The organism is Selenomonas ruminantium subsp. lactilytica TAM6421 (assembly GCF_000284095.1).
Classification (GTDB): Bacteria; Bacillota; Negativicutes; order Selenomonadales; family Selenomonadaceae; genus Selenomonas_A; species Selenomonas_A lactilytica.
On sequence record NC_017078.1, the window covers coordinates 1 to 23,301 of the forward strand.

Consider the following 23,301-nt stretch of genomic DNA (forward strand, 5'->3'; position numbering starts at 1 on the left):
ATGGCGGAATTAACTAACCGAAAGTCATTCACCACCACCCTCTCCAAAGACAATGTGGAGAAGCTCAAAACCCTATCGGAAAAGAAAGGCGTGCCCAAGACGAAAATCCTTGATGATGCTGTCAACACGCTCTATGAAAAGGAGGAAAGCATGGAACAGGAAGCCAAGAAGCATAAGGGAATCGTGATTTCCGTCAGCAACAACAAGGGCGGCGTCGGCAAAACAACGACAGTAGCAGCTTTAGCTGACCTCCTGTCCAAGAAGGGCAAAAACATCCTGATGATCGATGCAGATCCCCAGGGCAATCTTTCCAATACCTTCAACTATATGGGCAACGGTCAGAATCAGATCCTGGACAATTATCTCGGCACCCTGCTGAAAGACCGCATGCGTGCCGTTCAGGACGATGCACCGGATAAATGCGTGAAACTTGACTACTTCATCCTGAACTCCACGGAATTTCCCCGCATTGACCTGATCTGCTCCGATATCCGCCTGGACGGCACCTATGCTGAACTCAATGCCGGTGGTGTCCGCTATGCTTATATCATCGCCGACATCATTGAAGAAGCCAAGGCCATGGACAAATACGACTACATCCTCATCGACAGCCGTCCGGCTATGAACAACGAGGTAGCCATGTTCCTCTTAGGCACCGATTATGTCATCATCCCGGTGGAACCAGCCAAGCATGCCATCTTAGGTGCCAATGCTATGGCCCGTTTCGTCCTCACCACGGCCAAGCAGCGCCCGAGCCTGAAAATCCTCGGTGCCTTCATGACCAAAGTTGTAGACCGTACCAAATCCTTCCATGAATTCCTCCCAATGGTCCAGAACGGCTGGGACAAGATGCTCTTCGAGACGCGCATCCCCTACAATCAGGATGTCATCAACTCCGAGAATCTCAGTGCACCGGTGACTTACCGGAAACCTGCCTGCAAGGCATCGAAGGCATATATCAAACTTTGTGATGAGGTGGTGGCTAGAATTGAGCAGCAATAAGAATAATTCCATGATGGGCATTTCCTTCGTGGATCTGTCCGGAAAAAATGAGGACACGTCCTCCATGCCCGTAGGCGTAAGCAACCGTTTTGAAAATGAAGAATTCCGGGAAATGACTCGCAGGCGGCTGATGGGCCAAAACAGTGCCCCTGCCGAAACCAAAGCCGAGGCCCCTGCAGAGACAGAAGCAGCCATCCAGGAAACCACGGCAAAGACGGACAAGATCCTTACGGAAATCGCCGGCAGTACAGGCACCTACCAGCTTTTGTCCCTGGATGCGCTCGTGCCTACGCCAGATGAATGGAATCAGTTTTCCTCTATCTCCAACGAGAAAAAGGTGTTGATGGCTGACAGCATCTACCGCAATGGCCTCCAGCAGCCCCTGGTTGTCCGTGCCCTCGATCCGGAGGGCCGCCAATATCAGATTCTGGCCGGCAACACCCGCAAAAGCATCTATGAAGTCCTCTATGACCTGACCGGCGAAGAGAAATACCTCTCCATCGAATGCAAGGTTTATGCATATCAGGAACTGACCGATGACCAGGCCCGGGAGATCGCCTCGGACACCAATTACGTTCAGCGTGCGAATCTCACGGGGCGGGACAAGAGCTTTGCCGTCCGCACGAAACTGAACATCCTCAAGAAGCGCGGCGAAAAGCAGATCCTGGAAAAAGCAGCCGAGCAGATGGGCATGAAGCGCACGGCGGCCTTCAGCTGGAACAAGATGGCCAATCTCATCCCGGCGTTCTTTGACCTGTTCGATGAAGGCCGCATTTCCCAAAAAACCGCCACCCGCATTGCCGCCTGGAACCATGATGTGCAGGAAGAGCTCTACATGCGGTCTGAACAGATCACCGAGGACGTCATCATGGCCATCCCGGCAAAAACTCCCTCTGAGCTGGTTCTCGGCAGATTCCAGGAACTTACCGCTGCCAGCCAGCAGGAACAGGCAGAAGTCCGCCAGATCGGCCATATCGAGTCTCTGGAAGAACAGGAGAATGGTTATACCATCCATCTCTCCGGCAAGGCCCCGGAAGCCTCTCAGCTCGTTATCATGTATCTGCCCAACAAGAAAGCCAAGGCTTTCCGCAACAAATATCAGGACTTCATCATTGAAGCACCAGAAACCGAAACCCCCTGAGACCCAAAGTACTAACCAGGCAGTTAAAATATGTTATCGTCACATAATGTACTTTATGGTGGTATAATTTGTCGGTAAATACCTTTTTCGTGCCATATCGTACATTCTAAGAAAAAGTTATCAACAGCATGTTGATAACTTTTTCCCTTTATTTATGCGGTTACTCGTTATTTATCAACATTTTTATGTGGATAAAATCGACAAATCCCCCCACCATAAAAGAAAAACCGACAAATTATACCACCATTAGTGCTCATCCCTTGATTTTCCGGCTCCTTTAACCGACAGAAGATACCACCACAAAACTTTTTCCGACAAATCTCCCCATCACAAAAAAATTGCGCAGCCCTTGCTGTATCAACGCTCGAAACACATTGCTTTCGAATATCCACAGAGGCTACCGACAAATTCCCCCACCACAACCGACAAAACCTCCCACTACAAATGGCAGAATACCGACAAACTTCCCCACCACAACGACTAAAAACAGCCATCTCCCTTAGAATCATAAGGCTTCTGCTATTGTTCCGACCAAACGTCCCACCACAAATACTTTTCCGACAAAATCCTCCACCACAAAGCAACAGCTGATCCACAGAAAAAACAACTCAAGCCTTGATATTCCTGGGCTCACCGGTCTGCCGACAAATCCCCCCACCATAACCTTCCCTATATATATTATTATATGTTTATTATATAAACATATAATATATAAGGAACCACTTTGTTGTGGGAAATATTTATTGCTAATTTCCACCACAAAGCGTATAATAATTACAGAATCGGCATGTAGAGAAAGGGTATATATATATATGACTGCCAAAAAGAGCTCTCCGATATCTCCCGTAACGGAATATCTATATCAAAACCTGGAATTTGATACACCCACAAAATTTGCCAACGAACTGATGTTTGCCAAGCATTCTCTTCGTGAAAATGAAATGAAAATCTGGTTGCTTACTGTAGCGTCATTGGCCAAGGAAAAGAATCTGAACCATAGTGTTCTTTATGAATATAATATCTCCCTGCTAGCTGATAAACTCAACATCAACAAGGATAAAGGCTGGCGCAACATCATCCGGGAAGCCATCGATCACGTCTCCGACAAAAGCCTGAAAATTGTCAAGCGTTACTCCAGCGAAGAGGATAAGCACAATTGGCTTAAAATTCCTCTTTACAATTCCGTAGAATACAACGACTTCAACGATACCGTTTCCGTATCCATCAATCAGAAGATGCTTCCCTATCTGCAGGATTTCACAGAGAAATTTACCGAAGTTGATATCGATGAGATGCTGGCCATCCGGGGAATAACTCAGCTAAAAGTCTTTATGGTGGTCAAGGAGCTCATTGCAGAGGGAACATATACCATCAGCATCGATCGCTTCAAGGATCGGTTGAACATACCGGTCACGTCCTATGCAAATTTCCGGGATTTTCAGCGTGATGTACTGAAAAAAGCAGAACAGCAGATACGCAAGAACACATCCTTGACACAGTTTCACTTCTCCCATAATGGCAAAGGACGCAGAGCAGCCACTACCATCACGATCCACCTGTCTGATGTGGAAGGCAAGGTTCTGCCAGCACCGAAACGGGTAGTAACTACTGAGGATAAGATTGCCGAACTGGATGCCGAGCATATGCGCCTGTTCGACGAATATTCCTCCTTTGGCATCAAGCCGGAGGCAACTTGTCTAGATCTCATCAACAACTACAGTCTCGACGTGCTCAAAAGCAATCTGGCTTATTACAAGGATCAGCTCAAAAAACGTAAGCCGGACCAGGAACCCCTTAGTGCTGGCTATCTAATCACTTGCGTGAAAAAAGATTACGCCAAATCACGGCGGAAAACCTGGCTACGTAAAGCCGATACCAATGGCAGTGTGGAAACTGAATTGCAGAAGACCGATATGCAACTGGAGGATGTCTACAAGACCTGCAAGAATAATGCTGGTGTCCTGATCAAGAAAGGCAAGCTGCCGAAGCTGCTCGCAATCTTTGATACAGCCGTCAATTCCATGGAGAACATGGCTATGAATATGGGGATTCCTTTCGATGCCAGCGAGGCCAGGATCAAGATCCAGAAAAGGGATCTGCGCAATAAGGAGACGATGCTGTTCCGCGAACATCTGGCCCAGCGTCTCATGTCGGGCTATATCACGATGGACAGTATGTTATAAGAGAATAAGAAGAGAAAAGAGAAATGCCGCAGTTTGTTGTGGCATTTCTTTTTTGGGCAGTTACGGAAAAATATAAATGATAATGACTTGCAATATCATTTACTCGCGGTTATAATAATAGAAGATTTGAGAGGAGGTCTTCAAAAATATGAAAGAGTATTTACAGATTATGCAGGTAATTGGCCGGGAGATCATTGATTCCCGAGGAAATCCAACCGTAGAGGCAGAGGTTACTTTAGCTGATGGTTCTGTAGGCCGGGCTGCTGCGCCGAGTGGTGCTTCCACTGGTGAATTTGAGGCGCTGGAACTGCGGGATGGCGACAAGAGCAAATTTGGCGGTAAGGGCGTTAACCAGGCCGTTGCCAATATCAATGAGAAGATTGCTCCGGCGGTGGTCGGGATGGATGCAGCCGATATCTATGCGGTAGATGCTGCCATGCTGACTTTGGATGGTACGGAGGATAAGTCCAATTTGGGTGCAAATGCCATTTTGGCTGTATCTCTGGCCGCAGCCAAAGCGGCTGCCACAGCCCAGGATATTCCTCTTTACCGGTTCTTAGGCGGGCTGTCTGGTAATCATCTGCCGGTTCCCATGATGAATATCCTGAATGGCGGGGCCCATGCGACCAATTCCGTAGATACGCAGGAATTCATGATTATGCCCGCAGGCGCTCCGACTTTCCGTGAGGGGCTTCGCTGGTCCACGGAGGTTTTCCATGCCCTGCAGGCGTTGCTGAAGAAGGAAGGCAAGGCAACCTCTGTTGGTGACGAAGGCGGCTTTGCACCGGATCTGGCTTCGGATGAAGATACTATTGAACATATTCTGCAGGCTATCCGCAATGCGGGCTATGAGCCGGGCAGGGATTTTGTGCTGGCAATGGATGCGGCCAGCTCCGAATGGAAGAGCGATAAGGGCAAGGGCTATTACAAGCAGCCGAAATCCGGCAGGGAATTCACTTCAGCTGAACTCATTGCCCATTGGAAATCCCTGGTGGAAAAATATCCCATTTATTCCATTGAAGATGGCCTGGACGAAGAAGATTGGGAAGGCTGGCAGCAGATGACCAAAGAATTGGGCAGCAAGGTCCAGCTGGTCGGTGATGATCTGTTCGTGACGAATACCAAGCGTTTGGCCAAGGGCATTGCTGAAGGCAGCGGCAACTCCATCCTGATCAAGCTGAATCAGATTGGCACGTTGTCGGAAACCCTCGAAGCCATCAAGATGGCACATCAGGCAGGCTATACGGCTATTGTGTCCCACCGCAGCGGGGAAACTGAGGATACGACCATTGCTGATCTGGCCGTGGCCTTGAATACGGATCAGATCAAAACGGGGGCGCCGTCCCGTTCGGAACGCGTGGCTAAGTACAACCAACTGCTGCGCATCGAAGAAGAACTGGGAGACAGTGCCGTCTATGCAGGCAAAAAGGCCTTCAAACACAGCAAGTGATTGCACTATACAATTCAGCAGTCAGGGATAACCTCCTTATGACGGATGTTTTGACATTTGACATTTGATTTTGACCATATACCTGACAGGTCAGTTTAGTCCATTTGGAATAATTTTGTTCCAGATGGACTATTATTTTGCTGTTTTTCAGGTTTTTACTTAAAGGGTGCTATAATCTAACTATCGAATGAATAATTGTTCATATATTATTGACTGCTCAAAGTCTGTGGGAGGATTGTCTATGAATAATAAACAGAAGAAAAATCTAATACGGATCATCTTGGCAGCGGTCATGCTGATTGCCCTGAGTTTTGCGCCATTGGCGGGGGGACCGCGCTTTGCCGCCTATCTTGTGCCCTATCTCATCGTGGGGTATGATATCCTGTATAAAGCGGGGAAGGGCATAAAAAACCGCAAGCCCTTCGATGAGAGCCTGTTGATGGCGATTGCCACTTTGGGGGCCATGGCCCTGGCAATCTATGAGGATGGCGATTATACCGAAGCAATTGCCGTCATGTTGTTCTATCAGGTGGGAGAGTGGTTTCAGGCATATGCTGTGGGGCGCAGCCGCAGAGACATCAGCGAATTGATGGACATCCGACCCAATTATGCGAATCTGCAACAGGCTGATGGTTCTTTGGCGCAGGTAGATCCTGATGAAGTGGAAATCGGCAGCATCATCGTCGTGAAACCCGGCGAAAAAATCCCCTTGGACGGCGTAGTGGTGGAAGGCTTTTCGAGCCTCAATACCGTGGCGCTGACTGGTGAATCACTGCCCCGGGAAGTCCGGGAAGGGGATGATGTCATCAGCGGCTGCATTAGCAGCAACGGTCTGCTGAAGATCAGGACAACCAAGGATTTTGACGAGTCAACGGCCTCCAAAATCCTGGAGATGGTAGAAGATGCCAGCTCCCGTAAATCCCGGTCGGAGAATTTCATTGCCCGGTTTGCCCGGGTATATACGCCGATTGTGGTCTATGCTGCGCTGGCGCTGGCCTTCCTGCCACCGCTGGTACGGTTTCTGGGCCTAGGGCTGGAACCGGCCTGGGGCACATGGATCTATCGGGCGCTGACATTTTTGGTCATCAGCTGTCCCTGCGCTTTGGTGGTCAGCATACCCTTGAGTTTCTTTGCGGGCATTGGTGGCGCGAGCCGTCAGGGGGTTCTCGTAAAGGGTTCGAATTACCTGGAGACGCTGGCAGATGTGGATACAGTGGTCTTCGATAAGACGGGCACCCTGACCAAGGGCGTATTTGCGGTCAACGCCATCCATACGGATGTTTTCAGCCGCGAGGAGCTTCTACATCTGGCTGCTCATGTGGAGCGGTATTCCACCCATCCGATTGCTGAATCCCTGCGGGCTGCCTTTGGGCAGGAAGCCGATGGTTGTGCCGTGGAACAGGTGGAAGAGATCGCTGGTCAGGGAATCCGGGCACAGGTGAACGGACGGACCGTTCATGTGGGCAATGACAAGCTTATGGATGATATCGGAGCTGAGTGGCATGAATGCGATGCCGCAGGCACGATGATCCATGTGGCGGTGGATGGCGTATATGCCGGTCATATCATCATTGCCGATGTGGTGAAGGAACATGCCAGCGAAGCCATCCGGGCCCTCAAGCGAAATGGCATCAGCCGGACCATCATGCTGACCGGTGACAGCAGCAAGGTCGCAAACAAGGTGGCTGCCGAGCTCCAGCTGGATGATGTTTACAGCCAGCTGCTGCCCCAGGATAAGGTGGCAAAGGTGGAAGTGCTTTTGCAGCAGCAAAAGCAGGGCCGGCTGGCCTTTGTGGGCGACGGAATCAATGATGCCCCGGTTCTTTCCCGGGCTGATGTCGGTATTGCCATGGGGGCTATGGGCTCGGATGCGGCCATTGAGGCAGCGGATATCGTACTGATGGATGATGATCCCCTGAAGATATCCGTTGCCCAGCGCATCGCTCGCAAGACCATACGGATCGTGAAGCAGAATATCTATTTCTCCATCGGCATCAAGGTGCTGGTGCTGCTGTTGGGAGCTGTCGGCTTGGCCAATATGTGGGCTGCCATTTTTGCCGATGTGGGCGTCATGGTCCTGGCTGTACTGAATGCTGTACGGGCGATGTTTGTGCCGAAGGCATCCCTGCTGAATAAAGAAAATGGCCGCAGCTTTGCGGATGCGACCATTGCGTAACAGAATATGTATTTTTTCATTGCCTGCGGTACGCCGTGGGCAATTTTCCTGTAATCTCCTTGAACACCCGGGTGAATTTGCTTTGGCTGATATAGCCGACTTCCCGGGCGATGACAGACAGGGGCAGATCAGTTTCCCGCATGCGTTTCATGGCCTGACTGATACGGTATTCCTGCATGAAGCGGGCGATGGGCAGGCCGTAGGTCTGCTTGAAATCCCGCTTGAGGGTGGTGGGATTGATATTGAACTTCTGGGATATCTGGGCGATGGTATAGCGGGTGGCAAGATGGCCCGTCAGAAAGGCGTGGATTTCCTGCAGACGGCCAGTCTGTTCTGCATGGTACTGTTGCCGATCGGGATTGCTGCCTGGCTTCCAAACGGACAGCAGCAGCAGGATTTCCTGAACCTTGATCTGGTAATAGGGCAGGCGGATGCTGTCGGGGATGTTGTAGAGGGGGGTCAGCATGCGGTCGAGGGGGCTGCCGCTGGGCAATGTCAAGGGGCTGGCGGGCAGGCAGAAATCCTGATAGAGCTGTTCGGTGCTCAGCCGTGCCTCCTGCAGGATAGTGGGCAGATTTCTGCCAAAGACATTGAGGTCCAGGGAAATGGAGATGCCCTCGTAAAAACCAGCGGGAAATTCCATATAGGAGTCGGCGCAGCAATCGGTGGTGTGAATGTCCAGATCGCCGGCATTCAGGTACAGGCGCTTGCCGCCATGGAGATGCCAGCTGGCACGTCCGCGGCGGCAGTGGTTGATTTCGATGACCATATCGGAAGCCGGGTGCTGATAGCGGACCGAGGGGGCCAGAAAGCGTGCATGGGAAAGATGCAGGCCCGGAAACAGATGGAAATTGTCGATAAGTCCCTTGCCTGCCGTAAGCAGGGGCTGCCACTTTCCCAGCCGTCCATGCTGCTTGTGCTGCGGGTAATGGGCATTGATCTTCAGGGTTCCCTCGGGAATTTGCGGCAGGAAATCCTGGATGTCTTTGTAATGGGCTGGCATAAAAAACTCCTTTCGTGTATGTCGCTTATAGTTTAACAGGTTTTAGCCTGTTTGGAAATAGATTGCGCCGAATGGCAGGGAAAATGCTGGAGTCATTGTCTTTTGTGCAGCAGAATATTATACTGAAATCATCAAATGAATAATCATTCATATATAAAGAGAGGATGTTTTACATGAAGAAGACGTATAAAATCGATGTGGATTGTGCTAACTGCGCCAACCTGATGGAAGAAGCGGCAAAAAAAACAGCCGGGGTCAAAGATGCCACAGTGAATTTCATGGCCCTCAAGATGAAGGTCGAGTTTGAAGATGGTCAGGATGTTCAGGCTGTTATGGAAAATGTCCGCGCCAACTGCAAGCGGGTAGAAGACGACTGCGAAGTGTACCTCTGAGGAATTGACAGGGGATAATTTCCTTTAGTGTGCTAAATTATTCGGTCAGCGAATTTTTTCCTTTCGCTTGCAGCCGCAGAGATGATATCAGCAAAATGCTAATCTGACTGGTGGAAGGGCAAATAATAACCCCCCGGGGAGCTTACGCAATTGTTGGATTTTCGTTACAATAGTTTTGTAGTCATAATTATTGTAATGAGGAGGTATCATCTATGCACATTCCTGAAAATTATCTCAGTCCGTCCACCTGTGCCGTGCTGGGGGCTGCCATGTTGCCGGTATGGCTGATGGCAGTGAAGAAGGTGCGGCAGGAAGTGCCGCCGGAAAAACTTCCCTTATTGGGGATTGGGGCAGCTTTTTCCTTCTTGAGCATGATGTTTAATATTCCCCTGCCCGGGGGAACCACGGGCCATGCCGTCGGCGGCACTTTATTAGCGGTGCTGTTTGGTCCCTGGTCAGCCTGTCTGGCCGTGAGCTTGGCGCTCTTTGTACAAGCTCTGTTCTTTGGGGACGGCGGTATTCTCGCCTTTGGGGCAAACTGCTTCAATATGGCCTTTGCCATGCCTTTTGCTGGTTATGCAGTTTATAAGGCCTTATTGCGGGCTTTCCCTGAGCGTCAGCTGCTGGCTGCCGGTGTGGGGTCCTATGTGGGCATCAACTTGGCGGCTTTCTTTGCCGCCATCGAGTTCGGCATCCAGCCTATGCTCTTCACGGATGGGGCCGGGCATGCGCTCTATGCGCCGTATCCGCTCTGGGTGTCCATCCCCGCCATGATGATTGGCCATCTGACCATCTTTGGCCTGGCGGAAGTCGTTTTCACCACGGCAGTACTGGGGTATCTGCAGAAAGCGGCGCCGGAGATTGCCAAGGGCAGACAGTCCAAGGCAGGCCCTGCTGTTTATGGCCTGCTGGCGCTGCTGATTTGCGGCACGCCGTTAGGTTTGTTGGCTACGGGTACAGCTTGGGGAGAATGGGATGCTGAGGAACTGGCAGAGCAGGATTACCTGGGTTCAGTGCTGGGCTATATTCCGGCAGGTATGGAAGATGGTTTTTCCTTTGAGGCTCTGTTCCCCGATTATGCGATTGAAGGCATGCCAGAAACATTCGGCTATATCCTTTCCGCCATTATCGGCACGGCCCTGCTGGTGCTGCTGTTCAAGCTGGCCGCCAGCTTCCTGGGGCATAAAACGAATTATGATGCGCCGGCCCATGAGGGCTGAGGCTCTTTCAGGACGGCGCTTTTAGTGAGGCGATAATATTGAATCTTCCCCGTTGGGCAAGAATTGAAGAAAACTATACGCCGTCACGAGACCGGGATTATTTTATTTCCCGGTCTCTTTTGCGTATTCTGACGGTGGTTCTGGCTCTGCGCCGGCAAGGTCAGGCCAGGAATTTTCTGCCAGCGCCGGCAGTGCTGGCTTTTTTGGCAGGTTTTCTTCTGTTGACCATTCTGGCCCGCACACTGGTCTTCCTGACCTCTCAATTGGCTTTGGAACTTGTTGTGCTCTGTCTGCTGTCGGGACAGCGCGCAGCCAGTATTTTGGGCAGTGCCCTGCTGGCAGTGCTGTTTTCGGCTCTGCTGGTGGCTCCGGCATTGCTGCTGGGCAGCGGCGGGCAAATCTTCCTGCTGCCGTTCAAAAGCCTGTTGACGGTGATGGCTGCAGGCATCGTCACGGAGCTCCTGCCATGGCATGAGCTGACGGCTGCCCTGCGTTTTTTTCGTCTGCCCCAGGAACTGGTGTTTATTCTGGATACCACTTTGCGCAATATCCTGCTGCTGGGACAGATGGCGGAAAAGCTGCTGATGGCGCTGAAACTGCGCTCCGTGGGGCATAACCGGCAAAAGGTCCGGGCACTTTCGGGGGTGCTGGGAGTGCTGTTCCTGCATGCCCAGCATCTGTCGGTGCAAATGTATGAGGCCATGGTATGTCGTGGCTTTACCGGAGAATATCCGCAAAGCCAAAAGCCTCCGGCCTGGGGCGGGAGTTTGCTGTTACTTTTGGCTTTGTTTCTTTTCTGTCTGCTGTTTGCCTGCCTGGAGCATGGCATTCTGGGACGTATTTAGGGGGTTTTTGATGAAACAGATCGAATGCCATGACGTCTGTTATGCCTATGATGGCGAGCCGGTGCTGCGTCATGTTGAATTTGCCATTGCCAAGGGAGAGGCGGTGGCACTGACCGGGCCCAATGGTGCCGGCAAATCTACGCTGCTGCGTCTGTTGAATGGCCTGATTTTTCCGGAACTGGGCAGTTATTTCTTTGAAGGCCAGGAAATCACGAAAACGCGAATGGCGGAGCATAAGTTTTCCAAGTATTTCCATCAGCGCATGGGCTATGTCTGGCAAAATCCGGATGTGCAGTTATTCTGCAGCAGCGTGGCGGAAGAATTGGCCTTTGGCCCCGTACAGATGGGCCTTTCGGCGGCGGAGATCGATGGGCGGGTTCAGGATGCGTTGGAACTTTTTGGCTTGATACGGCTGCAGAATCGGGCTCCGTACACCCTTTCCGGAGGGGAAAAGAAAAAGGCAGCATTGGCCTCCATCTTTACCATGAACCCTCAGGTATGGACGCTGGATGAGCCATTGGCCTCTTTGGATGACAAGACACAGGACTGGCTCGTGGAATTTCTGCAGGCGTTGAAAGAGGCGGGGAAGACCTTGCTCTTTTCCACCCATGAAGAGCGGCTGTTGAAGCAACTGGCGGACAGACAGCTGCTTCTGAGCAGCCAGCATGAAATAAGCTTTAATTGACAGGTCAGGTTGACTAATCAATTTGACGGTCAAAGCTGAGGGTCTAGATAAATTATGGTTTTGGTCAGATGTTGACAGGAATTTTGCTTATCAGCAAGAACTATTATACATAGCAATGGCAGAACTATATATGTTTGTGCAAGTCTTGTGAATCTGCGTGATAATTCTATGTGGCCCATCCGCATGAATGGTGTGGCCCAGTATGTGGTGGGCAGTCAGAAGGAAAAGCCGACCCCCTATGCGCTGATGAAGACTTACGTGGATTCCTTGGTCCATCCCGACGATGCGGCGGAGATGATGGCTTTTACTGACCTGGATCATTTGCAGCAACGATTGGCCACAGAAAAATGCATCTTTCATGTATATCGTACCCATACCCAGGGAATCGACACCTATTTTCGCATGAAGATTGTGAAACTGACTAACCGTCCCATATTGGTTTGTGCTTTTGAGAATATTGATCAGGAAGTAAAAGAAAAGATCCGGACAGCCCAGGAGCAGGATCGGTTCAATATGCTCATCAACGGTCTGTCCACGGAGTACAGCTCAGTTTGGTATATTGATGCTAAAATGGATATTGTCACCCTGGTGCGCAGCAATACCGTGTCCAGGACAACGAAAGCCGTTTTGGCAGATGTGACGGATACCAGCTATGAAAAAGCCATCCGGAAATATGCGGATACCTTTGTGGTGCCGGAGGATCGGGAACGTTTCTGCAAGCAGGCAAGTATTGCGGAGCTGTTGCAGAATGTTCCTGATGATGCGGTTTACCGGATTGATTATGTCCGTAAAAATCTGAATGGAGAATACTGTCACTTTCGGGCCTGTTATGCGAAGGATAAGAATGCCAGAGGCACAGAGTGTTTTATTGCGGGGTTCCGTGATGTCCAGTCCATGTTCATGGAGAAACAGAAAAAGCAGAGGGAACTGGCGGAAGCCCGCAGGCTGGCCGAGCAGGCAAATGCTTCCAAGACGAATTTCCTGTTCAATATGAGCCATGATATCCGTACGCCCATGAATGCCATTATGGGGTTTCGTGATCTGTTGGAAAAATATCAGGACAATGCGGCGAGGCGTCAGGATTATTTGGATAAGATCCAGAAATCCAGCCGGATATTATTGTCCATCATCAATAATGTGCTGGAAATGGCCCGCATTGAGAAGGGCAAGCTGGCGTTGGAGAATGCCGCGTTTAATGTTTACGACCTGGCAGACAGCATCCAGTCCGTCGTCGAGGAAATGATGAAAGCTAATAAGCTGACCTACATCAAGGAATTGAAAGTCCAGCATTCCTGCGTATATGGCGACGCAACCAAGCTGCGGGAAATTTATCTCAACATCATTTCCAATGCCTGCAAATACACAGAACCAGGAGGCCGGGTCAGCGTGTTGACGGAAGAGCAGCCTGCGGATAAGGAGGGCTGGGGCATCTTTCGGACGACCATTGCCGATACCGGCATCGGCATGGCGCCGGAATTCCTGCCTAAAGTATTTGATGAGTTTTCCCGGGAGAACAATACCACCAGCGCCAGGATTGAGGGGACGGGGCTGGGGATGTCCATTGTGAAGAAGCTGGTGAATTTGATGGAGGGCACGATTGAGGTGGCCAGCGTGAAAGGTGAGGGAACGACCTTTGTGGTCAGTATTCCCCATCGCCTGGCCATAACCAGTGAGCCGGATACGGCCCAATCAGAGGAGGCTATTTCCGGAAGCCTTGAGGGGTTGTGCGTCCTTTTGGCGGAAGATAATGAGATCAATGCGGAAATCACTATGACCATCCTGCAGGAATTTGGTATTCAGGTGGAGTGGACTGCTGATGGGAAAATCTGTTTGGATCTGCTGATGTCAGCTGCAGAGGGCTATTACGATATGATCCTGATGGATGTGCAGATGCCGAATATGGATGGCTATGAGGCCACACGGAAAATCCGGGCTCTGCCGGACGCTGGCAAAGCTGATATCCCCATTCTAGCCATGACCGCCAATGCCTTTGAGGAGGACAGAAGGGAAGCTTTGCAGGCCGGGATGAACGGCCATATTGCCAAACCTGTGGAAACCCCTTCCCTGTTGCAGGCCATTACCAATTTGTGCCGGAAAAAATTACATGTACAGTCGTAATTGATCTGTGAAAAGCCAAAAGTGACCATCCGTTGTGAATGGTCACTTTTCGTCTTATAAAAGGTCGCTTAATTTTTTGCCGTAGAAGAAATCATGTACCAGATGGTGATATTCCGTCCAGAGGGGAAGTGTTTTGCAGAAGGTTTTGCGGGGACATTCGTGTTCCTGGTCCGCCAGACAGGCAACCGTGGCCAGGGTACCTTCCATCAGTTCGATGATTTCGCCCAGGGTATATTCTTCCGGATGGCGGCAAAGTTTATAGCCGCCGCCTTTGCCGCTGGCTCCAATCACCATACCGCCCTTGACCAGATCTTTGACGATAATCTCTAAATACTTCTTGGACAGTTCCTGACGGGCAGCGATATCTTTCAGCGGGATATATTTCCCATTTTCATTTTCGGCTAAATCCAGCATAACGCGCAAAGCATAGCGTCCGCGGGTGGAAATCATGCAATCAGCTCCGTTTCTTTGAAATCCTGTTATATCTGCCTATTATACCGCAGGGTGAATGGGCTTGGCAAGTAAAAAGCATGATCGCGGGTTAATCGGAAAGATCCACGTCGGATACGATATGAATGTTGTACTCCGGGTAGGCCTGTTTTAAATCTGCGTGAAGGATACGCAATCCTTCCTGGGGCTTGATGTCAAAGCTCATGACCACGTCAAAGCGCATGTCCTTGGCCTCTGTATCCACATAGAAACCGTGGATCTGCAAGGCCCAGTCGTAGGCGGTTACCCTTTCCCGCACATCGCTATGTATCCGGGCCGCCTCGTTATCCTCGGTATTGTGGGAATACACGCCCACTGCGGCCAGGATAATGCCGGTCTGTTCATAGACTTTGGTTTCCACCGTGCGGGTGAGCTTATCGACATCCTTGACGTTCATGGTATCGGGCAGCTCGATATGGACGGAAGCCAGATCCTTATTGGGGCCATAGTTGTACAGGACGAGGTCATAGGCACCACGCACCTCCGGTTCGCTCTTCAGGATATCCTTGATTTGCTGGGAGATTTCCTTGCTTACGCGTTTGCCTAAGATTTCATCCAGGGTGTCCCGGATCATGTCGATGCCGGACTTGATGATAAAGCCGGAGATCACAGCGCCCACATAAGATTCCAGGGACAGGCCGGTGGTCAGGAAGAGGATGGCCGAGATAAGCACGGAGAAGGAAAGCACGGCATCGAACATGGCATCCGCGCCGGACGCGATAAGGGAGCCAGAATTCACTTTCTCCCCCTGGGCCTTTACATATTTTCCCAGGACGATCTTCACCACCACGGCTGCGGCAATGATGATGAGGGCCACCATTCCATAGTCCGGTTCTTCCGGATAAATTATCTTCTTGACCGATTCAACGGCGGAGGTAATGCCGGCATAAAGCACAATCCCTGCCACGATCAGGGCGCTGAGATATTCAATCCGGCCATAGCCTAAAGGGTGTTCGCGGTTGGGCTGCTTCCCGGCCAGTTTTGTGCCTACAATCGTGATGATGGAGGAAAGGGCATCGGACAAGTTGTTGACGGCATCCAAAATCACGGCAATGGAATTGGACATGAGGCCGACGGCTGCCTTGAAGGCGGCCAGCAGCACATTGGTCAGGATGCCGATGATGCTGGTTTTGATAATGATGCGATCCCGCCGGGAGGCGGCCCTTTCTTTGGTTGCGATATTGTCAGTCATATGATATCTGCTCCTTTAGCATTAACGATATATCTTCTCTCTATGATGTTTCGACAAAAAGCCCGAAACGCCTTCACGTCGTCAGGATTTGACATGGTGGATTTGATGAAACGTCCATGAGCGCATTGGGAGGTGATAAAAAATTATTAAAATTATCAGAAAATCTCACAAAGAGGTGATTAAAGTCACATCATGGTGAGATTTTTTTTGTTAAAATTAGTATAATTGGGAAGAGTGTAAGCAGTTATAAATGGATACGGAAAAGGGGAGTGTTGAAGGTGAATGGACAAGAAACGATTGCCAGCATTATTCGCAGGTTATTGAAGCAGGTTTTTCTCATGGTGGTGGCAGTAGTGGCCATTGTGGGTGTAAGTCTTTATTTTTTCACCAGCTATGTGGCGCTGGTAAATGATGCCGGTGTCGTTCGCGGTGGCAGCCAGCGCATTGTGAAGCAGGTCCTGGCGGGAGCCGATGCCTCCAAGACCACGGAGAAGATTGAAGGACTGCTGGCAGGCATGAAGAGCCGGATGCATATCGGCAGTTTCCCTGACCGCCGGGATGAGGTGGAAAAGTATTGGCAGGGAGAGGTGAAACCGGCCATTGAAGCCTACAAGCAGACGAAAAATCCCGAGCAGCTGCTGAGCGTCAGTGAAACGTATTTTGATAAGACCAATGCCATGGTGGATTCCGCCCAGCTTATGGTGGATGTGATGGCTGTGATCCTCTATATCCTGCTGGCCGGTTTTATTGCCGCCGTGTATTTCGTGCTGAAGCGGGTTACGGCCATCTTTGAAGAACGGGTGGTGCAGCCCTTGTCGGCACTGGAGGGCAGCATCAACCAGCTGGCCCGGGGCCATATGACGCAGAAATTCACCTATCCCCGGGAGGATGAGATCGGAGCGCTGTATAAGCTGCTGAACGAAATGCGGCAGGAAATCCTGGGCTATGTCAAGGACATCGAAAAGAACCTGGATACCATGGCGAATGGGGATTTGGTCTCCACTACGGATATGCAGTACATTGGCGATTATGCGCCCATCCAGCAGAATATCCAGCATATCCGGCAGGCCCTTTGCCGGGAAATGCAGAGCATGGGAGAAATGGCTGCCATGGTGGCGGTCAGTGCGGGGGAAGTCTCCAAGGTTTCCCAAAGTCTGGCCGAAGGTGCTATGAGTCAGAATGAGACGGTGCAGGATCTGCAAAACAAGATTGGCGAGGCCATTGCGGAAAATGCCAAGGTGGAGGCCTATGTGGAGGAGGCCTTGGAAGCCCGCCGGGTTACGAAGGCGCGTATTGACCAGAGCCGTCAGCAGATGGACAATGTGGTGGCGGCCATGCAGGAAATCGGCGAAGCCTCCAAGGAAATCCGCTCGATTTTGGGAACCCTGGACGAGATCACGGGGCAGACTGCCCTGCTGTCCCTGAATGCTTCCATTGAAGCGGCCCGGGCCGGCGAAGCGGGCCGCGGCTTTGCGGTGGTGGCAGAAAATGTGCGGAAATTGGCCGAGCAGTCTGCTGATTCCACTCAAAATATCCAGCAGCTTATCTCCAATGCCCTTGCGGCCATTGACCGGGGGACGGAAGTGGTGAACAAGGCCGCAGAATCCCTGGCGGGGACCTCCCAGAACACCGCCGTGGTGGATGCGGCTTTCCAAAAGATGAAGGAACAGAGCCTTACCCAGCAGGGGAAGATGGAAGAAGTTGGTGCTCTTTCCCAGGATATTTTGGGCGTGGTTACTGACAACTCCGCTGTTTCGGAGGAATGCGCGGCTTCCAGCACGGAACTGTCCAATTTCTCCGATTCGCTGAAGGAGAGCGTGAACAAATTCCGTACCAGCTGAAAGAACGCTGGAGGATAAATGGGGAATAGGAAAGGCAGGGAGGTTTATGGCTATTTGCAGCATGATTGTGAAGAGGAAAGAAGAGGAAAAGGAGAGTGTGCGGGCTTATCTGGAAAGTCTTTCCGGCATCAGCGTGGAGCAGGAAACGCCCCAGGGGGAGTTCATTATTCTGGTGGAGGCAGCGAATTTGGGAGCGCTGCACCAGATCGGTCAGGAAATCGAGCAGGCTGAAGGGGTGCTGGGGCTTTACCCCAGTTATATCACCACAGAGGATGAAGAAACGCAGCCGTAAAAAATCATTGTGGTGACTATGGCAACATAAAGGGTTAAGCAAAAATGATATAATCATGGGAACCCTACGGGGTATCGGCAGGATGAAGGAGGGATGGCATGGATAGGAGGACGCTTATCAAAATGGCCCTGGGCGGCGGAATCCTGGGATTGCTTTTGGGAAGCAGCAAAAACAGTAAAAGCGGTGAAGCAGGTGAGGGCTTTATCCGTCCTCCCGGGGCAGAGCCAGAGGAACTCTTTCTGGCCACCTGCGCCCGCTGCGGCAAATGTGCCGAGATCTGTCCGCTGGGCTGTATCAAAATTGCCCATGGGGAACAAGGTCTGGCCATTGGCACACCCTACATCGTGCCCTTGGAAGGGTACTGTGACCTTTGCCTGAAATGTGTGGAGGTCTGTACGGCAGGTGCTTTGAAGCCGGTGGAGAAGGAAAAAGTCCGCATGGGGCTGGCGGAGATCGACAAGGATATCTGCCTGGCCAGAAAGGGGGAGGATTGTCGGGTCTGTCATGGGAATTGCCCCTTTTATGACAAGGCCATCAAGCTGGAGAGCTATAAGTATCCCACTGTGGATCCGGATTACTGTACCGGCTGCGGCCGCTGTGAGAACGTCTGCATTGCCAGCCCGCAAAAAGCCATAACCGTAAAGCCCAGGCGGGATTGAGGAAGGGGGTGCAAGCAAAGGATGCAGGTGCGAATCATTCGTAAAATTGTCCAAATATTTTTTCTAGTCTTGTTATTGCTGCCCATCTGGTATACGGATCTGCTCTGGTATGGCACGTATATCTCGGCAGACCTTATGGGATTGCAACTGACCGATCCCTTGACGGCATTGGAGATCACTTTGGCGGGCAAGTCCCTTTGGCTGCCGCTGCTGTTGTCAGCTTTGCCGTTGACGTTATTGGCTGTGCTGTTGGGGCGGCTCTTTTGCAGCTTTGTCTGTCCCCTTAATTTTCTGCTGGAGCTGATTCCTGTGAAGCGCAGGCAGGTCCTTAAGGAGAAAAGCCTGCCGCTGGCGGCCTTGGGGATAACGCTTCTTTTGTCATTGATCCTTTCCCTGCCTGTATTTGACACCGTCTCACCGGTATTTGCCCTGATGCGCGCCCTGCTGTTCGGCGTGGGGCTGGAACTTGTCCTGCTGTTGCTGGTGCTGGCCGCGGCGCTGATCTGGGGACAGAAAATCTGGTGCCGCACCCTTTGTCCGCTGGGCGCCTTGTACGGTCTTTTGGGTGCGAAGCGGATCTTGAAGGTGCGTGTGGAGGAAAGCAAATGTACCCACTGCGGCAAATGCGCTGCCGTTTGCAGCATGGGCACCGCGCCGGGACGAGAGAATCTGGCGGACAATATGCTCTGTACCAATTGTGGGGATTGTATCGACGTTTGCAGGGAGAAGGCCTTGCATTATAGTTTTAAGGGAAAAAATACGGAGTCATAAGCAAGGAGGAGGGAGAAACATGAGTTTGGGTGATAAGTCGATCAAACTGAAGCATCTTGCCATAGCAGGAATCGCCTGCATTGTGGCCTTTGCAGGGGCCTATGGCATGATCGAGGCCACGAATCAGAATACGTTCTGTGGGGAGCAGTGCCACGAGATGGACCCCATGTATGTGACTTGGCAGCATTCCAACCATAAGAACGTGGATTGTGCGGACTGCCATGAGCAGCCAGGTTTTACGGGATTGGTGCAGTCCAAGATGAAGGGCACCAAGGAACTGTTCCTGCATGTGACGGGCAATGTTCCCGACCCCATCAAGCTGCAGAACACCAATGAAGTGAACTGCTATAACTGTCATCAGGACAAGATCAAGGAGGCGGAGATTGCCGGGCCGCGCAAGGATCCCCATACCGCCAAGCATTTTGAAAATGGCATGAACTGCGTTACCTGTCATTCCGGCATCGTGCATAACGAGGCAGCCAATAAGACGCTGCCCAGCCGTGAGCGTTGCTACACCTGCCATCTTGATGCCATGGGTTCACTTTGAGGGAGGGTCGGACGATGAAATTTTCCAGAAGAGATTTTTTGAAGGCGATGGCCATGTCAGCGGCCATGCTGGCCACAGGCTGCGGCACGAAGCGCGATCCACATAAAGGTCCCGTGGAGCAGAAGGATGCGGAAAAATGGGTCAAGGGCGTCTGCCGTTACTGCGGCACGGGCTGCGGCGTATTGGCCGGGGTGACCGGCGGCAAGATCGTGGCAGTGAAGGGCGATCCCGATTGTGCGGTCAATAAAGGGCGTCTTTGCGTCAAGGGGATACTGCTGCCGAAAATCATGGATACCCCCGATCGGCTGAAAAAGCCTTTGATCAAAAAGGACGGCAAATTTGTCGAGGCCAGCTGGGATGAGGCCATGAATCTGGTAGTGGAAAAATTCAAGGAGGCCATCGCCAGCTACGGGCCGGACTCCGTGGGCTTCTACGGCTCCGGCCAGACCTTTGCCGAGGAAACCTACACCATGCAGAAGATTTTCCGGGCAGGCATTGGCACCAACAATGTGGAGGGCAACCCACGCACCTGTATGGCCAGTGCTGTGGCAGGTTTTGTCACCACCTTTGGGGCGGACGAGCCCATGGGCACCTATGCCGATATTGAAGCCGCAGATACCTTCTTCCTAATCGGCTCCAATTCCGCCGAGGCCCATCCGGTGCTGTTCTCCCGCATTGTGGACCGCAAGAACAGCGACCCCAATGTGAAGATCATCGTGGCGGATCCCAGAAAGACCCGCACAGCGGATGTGGCGGACTATTATCTGCCCTTTATCCCCAGCCGGGATCTGGCCCTGATGAATGCCATGGCCTATGTCATCATTGAGGAAGGTCTGACCAATGAGAAATTCATTGCGGATCATACGGAATTTATGAAGGGAGCCAGCGACAAGCTCACCTATGATGAGTACAAGGCTTTCCTGCAGGATTATACGCCGGAGAAGGTGGAGGCAGCCTGCGGCATTCCTGCGGCAACGATTCGCGAGGTGGCCAGACTCTTTGCGGATCCCAAGCGCAAGACCATGTCCATGTGGTGTATGGGCTTCAACCAGCGCACCCGGGGTGTATGGGCAAATAATCTGGTGCACAATCTGCACCTTTTGACCGGCAAGATCTGCAGCCCGGGCAACACTCCCTTCTCCCTGACGGGACAGCCCAGCGCCTGCGGCAGTGTCCGGGAGACCGGCGGCCTTTCCCATATCCTGCCGGCCCATCGCTTTGTGGCCAATGAAAAGCATCGGAATCAGCTGGAGGAAATCTGGGGAATCCCGAAAGGTACGCTGCCTTCCAAGCCCGGCTATCATACCCTGGAAATGTTCAAGGCTGCGGTCACCGGTGACCTCAAATGCCTCTGGGTCATGACCACCAATCCGGGCCAGTCCCTGCCGAACCTCAACTACTATCGTCCCGGCATGGAAAAGGTCTTTATGGTGGTGTCCGAAACCTATCATCCCACCCGCACGTCGGAACTGGCAGATGTGGTATTGCCCGCTGCCCTCTGGATGGAAAAGGAAGGCGTCTATGGCAACGGCGAGCGCCGTACCAACCATATTGCCAAGGCCGTGGAACCGCCTGGCGAAGCCCGGCCGGATCTGCAGACCATCATCGATTTCGGCAAGCGCATGGGCTATGAGCATCTGGTCAAATTCAACACCCCGGAGGAGGTCTGGGCCGAGTATCAGAAATGCCAGGAGGGCACCGATATGCAGATGGCCTCCTACAAGCGGCTGCGGGAAGGCCATGGCTTTACCTGGCCGGTGGCTCCGGATCCGAATTCCTCTCCGGAAACCTATATCCGCTATGCGGAAGGCTATGATCCCTATGTGAAGGAAGGGGAGGGCATCAAGTTCTATTGCCGGAAGAACAACCGGGCCGTCATCTACGCCCGGCCGCAGATCGATGCCCAGGAAATGCCCGATGCGGAATATCCCTTCTTCCTGACCACTGGTCGCATGCTGGAGCATTGGCATACCGCCACCATGACCGGCAATGTGCCGGAACTCAAGAATGCCGCCCCGGAAATGTATGTGGAAATCAACGAAGAGGATGCCAAGCGCCTTGGCATCAACGACGGGGATTATGTCAATATCACCTCCCGCCGGGCCACCTGCAAGTTCAAGGCAAAGATCAACGGCCGCGGCAAGCCCATGCCGGGCCTGGTCTATGTATCCTTCCATGACAAGGAGGATGACCGCCTGATCAACAAGGTGCTTTTAGATGCCTTCGACCCGGGTTCCAAGCAGCCTGAGTACAAGGTATGCGCCGTGCAGATTTCCAAAGCCTCTTAAAATCTGCCGATAAAATAAAGGTGTCCAGGTACTGTCCTCACATGAGCTGCATGTGAGGTTCAGTGCCTGGACACCTTTTGCTTCTGTCTGGCAGCTGTCTGTCATAGATTTCTCGTTCATTATCTGCTGCTAAAGAGAGTTGAACGGAAATGCCAGACCAGGCTGCTGCCGGCAAAAGCCACGATTATGCCGGCTAGTACATCCGTAGGATAGTGGACACCGGCATAAAGCCGGGAAAAGGCCATGATGACAGCGAAAACCATGAAAAAGTATCGCTGCCAGCCTTGGCAGGTTCGCCAAAGGATAAAGGCTGCGGCAAAGGCACAGACCGTATGCCCGGAGGGGAAGGAAAAGGAATGGGGCAGATGCCCCAAGGGGATGAGGTCGGGCATTTGCAAAAAGGGACGCGGCCGCATGACCAGATGCTTTATGCATGCGGCTATTCCGCCACAAAAGAGCAGGGAGATCAAGGCCAGTATTCCCTGGTGTCTGGTCGCTGGGCGAAGGGCCAGAACAATGGTCATGGCGATCCAGATGGCTCCATAATGCCCCATATTGGTAATCAGCATCAGAATGGGCGTCCATAGATCCGCACGGATATTTTCCTGTATGAAGATGAGTATTGCTTTGTCCATAAGTTACCTCGTTTTGCAGACTGTACCAGAATGATATGTTCGCCCATTATAGTGCAATCGTGATCACTTTGTCAATGCATAAAAACACAGGGGAGGATTATTTTCTCCACAGAAATCCTTGCAAAATGCAGGCAGCAGCCTGTCCCCACTTTTACTGGAAACTCATATGGCCCCTGGCCATAATACGGAAACCCTGCCGGTCGACCTGAGTACCATTGACCCCTTGGGGGTAATCATTTTAGCTGCTTCCCTGGTGGATGTGCGCAGGAAAATCGGCGTGATAAAGCTTTTGGCTGGCACAGGCGTAGCGGGATTGGTGCTGGGCATAATCCAGCAAAACCTGCGCTGATATTTCACTCCAGCGAAAAAGTG

At 51.8% G+C, this 23,301-nt stretch carries 22 protein-coding genes; 17 read left to right on the forward strand and 5 right to left on the reverse strand.

Translation table 11 applies throughout. The features are described from left to right. The gene (locus SELR_RS15665) at nucleotides 1-1,002 is read left to right on the forward strand and encodes an AAA family ATPase (RefSeq protein ID WP_014431019.1); all 1,002 of its coding nucleotides are present in this window, start codon (nucleotides 1-3) and stop codon (nucleotides 1,000-1,002) included. Further along, the gene (locus SELR_RS15670; protein WP_014431020.1) at nucleotides 989-2,143 is read left to right on the forward strand and encodes a ParB/RepB/Spo0J family partition protein; all 1,155 of its coding nucleotides are present in this window, start codon (nucleotides 989-991) and stop codon (nucleotides 2,141-2,143) included. Before SELR_RS15665 ends, SELR_RS15670 begins: the two co-directional genes overlap by 14 nt. 505 nt (nucleotides 2,144-2,648) lie before the next feature. Here the strand turns inward: SELR_RS15670 and SELR_RS15675 are convergent. Then, nucleotides 2,649-2,966, reverse strand: coding sequence for a hypothetical protein (locus tag SELR_RS15675; protein ID WP_041914924.1), 318 nt, complete (start codon nucleotides 2,964-2,966; stop codon nucleotides 2,649-2,651). Between SELR_RS15675 and SELR_RS15680 the strand changes: the two genes are divergently transcribed. The 3 genes from SELR_RS15680 to SELR_RS15690 all read left to right on the forward strand — a co-directional run bounded on the left by SELR_RS15680 (nucleotide 2,956) and on the right by SELR_RS15690 (nucleotide 7,952). Further along, nucleotides 2,956-4,326, forward strand: coding sequence for a replication initiation protein (locus SELR_RS15680; protein WP_014431021.1), 1,371 nt, complete (start codon nucleotides 2,956-2,958; stop codon nucleotides 4,324-4,326). The genes SELR_RS15675 and SELR_RS15680 overlap by 11 nt on opposite strands. Before the next feature lie 148 nt (nucleotides 4,327-4,474). Beyond that, complete coding sequence (eno, locus tag SELR_RS15685; RefSeq protein WP_014431022.1) at nucleotides 4,475-5,776, forward strand: phosphopyruvate hydratase; 1,302 nt, start codon at nucleotides 4,475-4,477, stop codon at nucleotides 5,774-5,776. 241 nt (nucleotides 5,777-6,017) lie between these two features. Continuing rightward, a complete protein-coding gene (locus SELR_RS15690) occupies nucleotides 6,018-7,952 on the forward strand; it encodes a heavy metal translocating P-type ATPase (RefSeq protein WP_014431023.1) in 1,935 nt (644 codons plus the stop codon). Between the two features lie 16 nt (nucleotides 7,953-7,968). Here the strand turns inward: SELR_RS15690 and SELR_RS15695 are convergent, their stop codons facing one another. Continuing rightward, nucleotides 7,969-8,955 carry a helix-turn-helix domain-containing protein gene (locus SELR_RS15695; protein WP_014431024.1) on the reverse strand — a complete coding sequence of 329 codons (987 nt, stop codon included), beginning with the start codon at nucleotides 8,953-8,955 and terminating at the stop codon, nucleotides 7,969-7,971. Nucleotides 8,956-9,128: 173 nt separating this feature from the next. On the opposite strand from SELR_RS15695, the gene SELR_RS15700 reads away from it, so the two are divergent. From SELR_RS15700 to SELR_RS18025, 5 genes are all read left to right on the forward strand, one after another. Then, nucleotides 9,129-9,347, forward strand: a complete 219-nt coding sequence (locus tag SELR_RS15700) for a cation transporter (protein WP_014431025.1) — start codon at nucleotides 9,129-9,131, stop codon at nucleotides 9,345-9,347. A 212-nt stretch (nucleotides 9,348-9,559) separates the two neighbouring features. Next, nucleotides 9,560-10,567 carry a cobalt transporter CbiM gene (gene cbiM / locus SELR_RS15705; RefSeq protein WP_014431026.1) on the forward strand — a complete coding sequence of 336 codons (1,008 nt, stop codon included), beginning with the start codon at nucleotides 9,560-9,562 and terminating at the stop codon, nucleotides 10,565-10,567. A gap of 38 nt (nucleotides 10,568-10,605) precedes the next feature. Beyond that, the gene (locus SELR_RS15710; protein WP_014431027.1) at nucleotides 10,606-11,412 is read left to right on the forward strand and encodes an energy-coupling factor transporter transmembrane component T; all 807 of its coding nucleotides are present in this window, start codon (nucleotides 10,606-10,608) and stop codon (nucleotides 11,410-11,412) included. Nucleotides 11,413-11,422: 10 nt separating this feature from the next. Beyond that, nucleotides 11,423-12,097, forward strand: coding sequence for an energy-coupling factor ABC transporter ATP-binding protein (locus SELR_RS15715; RefSeq protein WP_014431028.1), 675 nt, complete (start codon nucleotides 11,423-11,425; stop codon nucleotides 12,095-12,097). 147 nt (nucleotides 12,098-12,244) lie between these two features. After that, on the forward strand, nucleotides 12,245-14,215 hold the full coding sequence (locus SELR_RS18025) for a hybrid sensor histidine kinase/response regulator (RefSeq protein WP_158645837.1): 1,971 nt from the start codon (nucleotides 12,245-12,247) through the stop codon (nucleotides 14,213-14,215). Between the two features lie 54 nt (nucleotides 14,216-14,269). On the opposite strand, the gene SELR_RS15725 is transcribed toward SELR_RS18025, so the two are convergent. Beyond that, nucleotides 14,270-14,665, reverse strand: a complete 396-nt coding sequence (locus SELR_RS15725) for an RrF2 family transcriptional regulator (protein ID WP_014431030.1) — start codon at nucleotides 14,663-14,665, stop codon at nucleotides 14,270-14,272. Nucleotides 14,666-14,756: 91 nt separating this feature from the next. Continuing rightward, nucleotides 14,757-15,896, reverse strand: coding sequence for a cation diffusion facilitator family transporter (locus SELR_RS15730; protein WP_014431031.1), 1,140 nt, complete (start codon nucleotides 15,894-15,896; stop codon nucleotides 14,757-14,759). Nucleotides 15,897-16,174: 278 nt separating this feature from the next. Here SELR_RS15730 and SELR_RS15735 point away from each other — a divergent pair, with 278 nt between their 5' ends. The 6 genes from SELR_RS15735 (at nucleotide 16,175) to SELR_RS15760 (ending at nucleotide 22,294) form a co-directional block, all read left to right on the forward strand. After that, nucleotides 16,175-17,737 (forward strand): methyl-accepting chemotaxis protein, encoded by a 1,563-nt coding sequence (locus SELR_RS15735; protein ID WP_014431032.1) that lies wholly within the window; start codon nucleotides 16,175-16,177, stop codon nucleotides 17,735-17,737. A gap of 46 nt (nucleotides 17,738-17,783) precedes the next feature. Further along, on the forward strand, nucleotides 17,784-18,029 hold the full coding sequence (locus tag SELR_RS15740) for a chaperone NapD (protein ID WP_014431033.1): 246 nt from the start codon (nucleotides 17,784-17,786) through the stop codon (nucleotides 18,027-18,029). A gap of 98 nt (nucleotides 18,030-18,127) precedes the next feature. Next, nucleotides 18,128-18,688 carry a 4Fe-4S dicluster domain-containing protein gene (locus tag SELR_RS15745; protein ID WP_041914926.1) on the forward strand — a complete coding sequence of 187 codons (561 nt, stop codon included), beginning with the start codon at nucleotides 18,128-18,130 and terminating at the stop codon, nucleotides 18,686-18,688. Nucleotides 18,689-18,709: 21 nt separating this feature from the next. Further along, nucleotides 18,710-19,459 carry a 4Fe-4S binding protein gene (locus tag SELR_RS15750; protein ID WP_014431035.1) on the forward strand — a complete coding sequence of 250 codons (750 nt, stop codon included), beginning with the start codon at nucleotides 18,710-18,712 and terminating at the stop codon, nucleotides 19,457-19,459. A 19-nt stretch (nucleotides 19,460-19,478) separates the two neighbouring features. After that, entirely contained in the window at nucleotides 19,479-20,006 is a 528-nt protein-coding gene (locus SELR_RS18030; protein WP_014431036.1) for a cytochrome c3 family protein, read from the forward strand. Between the two features lie 14 nt (nucleotides 20,007-20,020). Continuing rightward, complete coding sequence (locus SELR_RS15760) at nucleotides 20,021-22,294, forward strand: molybdopterin-dependent oxidoreductase (protein WP_014431037.1); 2,274 nt, start codon at nucleotides 20,021-20,023, stop codon at nucleotides 22,292-22,294. A gap of 119 nt (nucleotides 22,295-22,413) precedes the next feature. Here the strand turns inward: SELR_RS15760 and SELR_RS15765 are convergent, their stop codons facing one another. Then, nucleotides 22,414-22,929 carry a phosphatase PAP2 family protein gene (locus SELR_RS15765; protein WP_014431038.1) on the reverse strand — a complete coding sequence of 172 codons (516 nt, stop codon included), beginning with the start codon at nucleotides 22,927-22,929 and terminating at the stop codon, nucleotides 22,414-22,416. Between the two features lie 166 nt (nucleotides 22,930-23,095). On the opposite strand from SELR_RS15765, the gene SELR_RS15770 reads away from it, so the two are divergent. Beyond that, the gene (locus SELR_RS15770) at nucleotides 23,096-23,278 is read left to right on the forward strand and encodes a hypothetical protein (RefSeq protein ID WP_158645838.1); all 183 of its coding nucleotides are present in this window, start codon (nucleotides 23,096-23,098) and stop codon (nucleotides 23,276-23,278) included. Nucleotides 23,279-23,301: the final 23 nt, after the last annotated feature.

Excerpts from the sequence above, each read along its gene's own strand:
- SELR_RS15750 (WP_014431035.1), top strand. The coding sequence starts at position 18,710 with ATGCAGGTGCGAATCATTCGTAAAATTGTCCAAATATTTTTTCTAGTC.
- SELR_RS15730 (WP_014431031.1), bottom strand. The coding sequence starts at position 15,896 with ATGACTGACAATATCGCAACCAAAGAAAGGGCCGCCTCCCGGCGGGAT.
- SELR_RS15680 (WP_014431021.1), top strand. The coding sequence starts at position 2,956 with ATGACTGCCAAAAAGAGCTCTCCGATATCTCCCGTAACGGAATATCTA.
- SELR_RS18030 (WP_014431036.1), top strand. The coding sequence starts at position 19,479 with ATGAGTTTGGGTGATAAGTCGATCAAACTGAAGCATCTTGCCATAGCA.
- cbiM (WP_014431026.1), top strand. The coding sequence starts at position 9,560 with ATGCACATTCCTGAAAATTATCTCAGTCCGTCCACCTGTGCCGTGCTG.
- SELR_RS15760 (WP_014431037.1), top strand. The coding sequence starts at position 20,021 with ATGAAATTTTCCAGAAGAGATTTTTTGAAGGCGATGGCCATGTCAGCG.
- SELR_RS15715 (WP_014431028.1), top strand. The coding sequence starts at position 11,423 with ATGAAACAGATCGAATGCCATGACGTCTGTTATGCCTATGATGGCGAG.
- SELR_RS15770 (WP_158645838.1), top strand. The coding sequence starts at position 23,096 with ATGGCCCCTGGCCATAATACGGAAACCCTGCCGGTCGACCTGAGTACC.
- SELR_RS15745 (WP_041914926.1), top strand. The coding sequence starts at position 18,128 with ATGGATAGGAGGACGCTTATCAAAATGGCCCTGGGCGGCGGAATCCTG.
- SELR_RS15665 (WP_014431019.1), top strand. The coding sequence starts at position 1 with ATGGCGGAATTAACTAACCGAAAGTCATTCACCACCACCCTCTCCAAA.
- SELR_RS15765 (WP_014431038.1), bottom strand. The coding sequence starts at position 22,929 with ATGGACAAAGCAATACTCATCTTCATACAGGAAAATATCCGTGCGGAT.
- SELR_RS15690 (WP_014431023.1), top strand. The coding sequence starts at position 6,018 with ATGAATAATAAACAGAAGAAAAATCTAATACGGATCATCTTGGCAGCG.
- SELR_RS15740 (WP_014431033.1), top strand. The coding sequence starts at position 17,784 with ATGGCTATTTGCAGCATGATTGTGAAGAGGAAAGAAGAGGAAAAGGAG.
- eno (WP_014431022.1), top strand. The coding sequence starts at position 4,475 with ATGAAAGAGTATTTACAGATTATGCAGGTAATTGGCCGGGAGATCATT.
- SELR_RS15725 (WP_014431030.1), bottom strand. The coding sequence starts at position 14,665 with ATGATTTCCACCCGCGGACGCTATGCTTTGCGCGTTATGCTGGATTTA.
- SELR_RS15700 (WP_014431025.1), top strand. The coding sequence starts at position 9,129 with ATGAAGAAGACGTATAAAATCGATGTGGATTGTGCTAACTGCGCCAAC.
- SELR_RS15695 (WP_014431024.1), bottom strand. The coding sequence starts at position 8,955 with ATGCCAGCCCATTACAAAGACATCCAGGATTTCCTGCCGCAAATTCCC.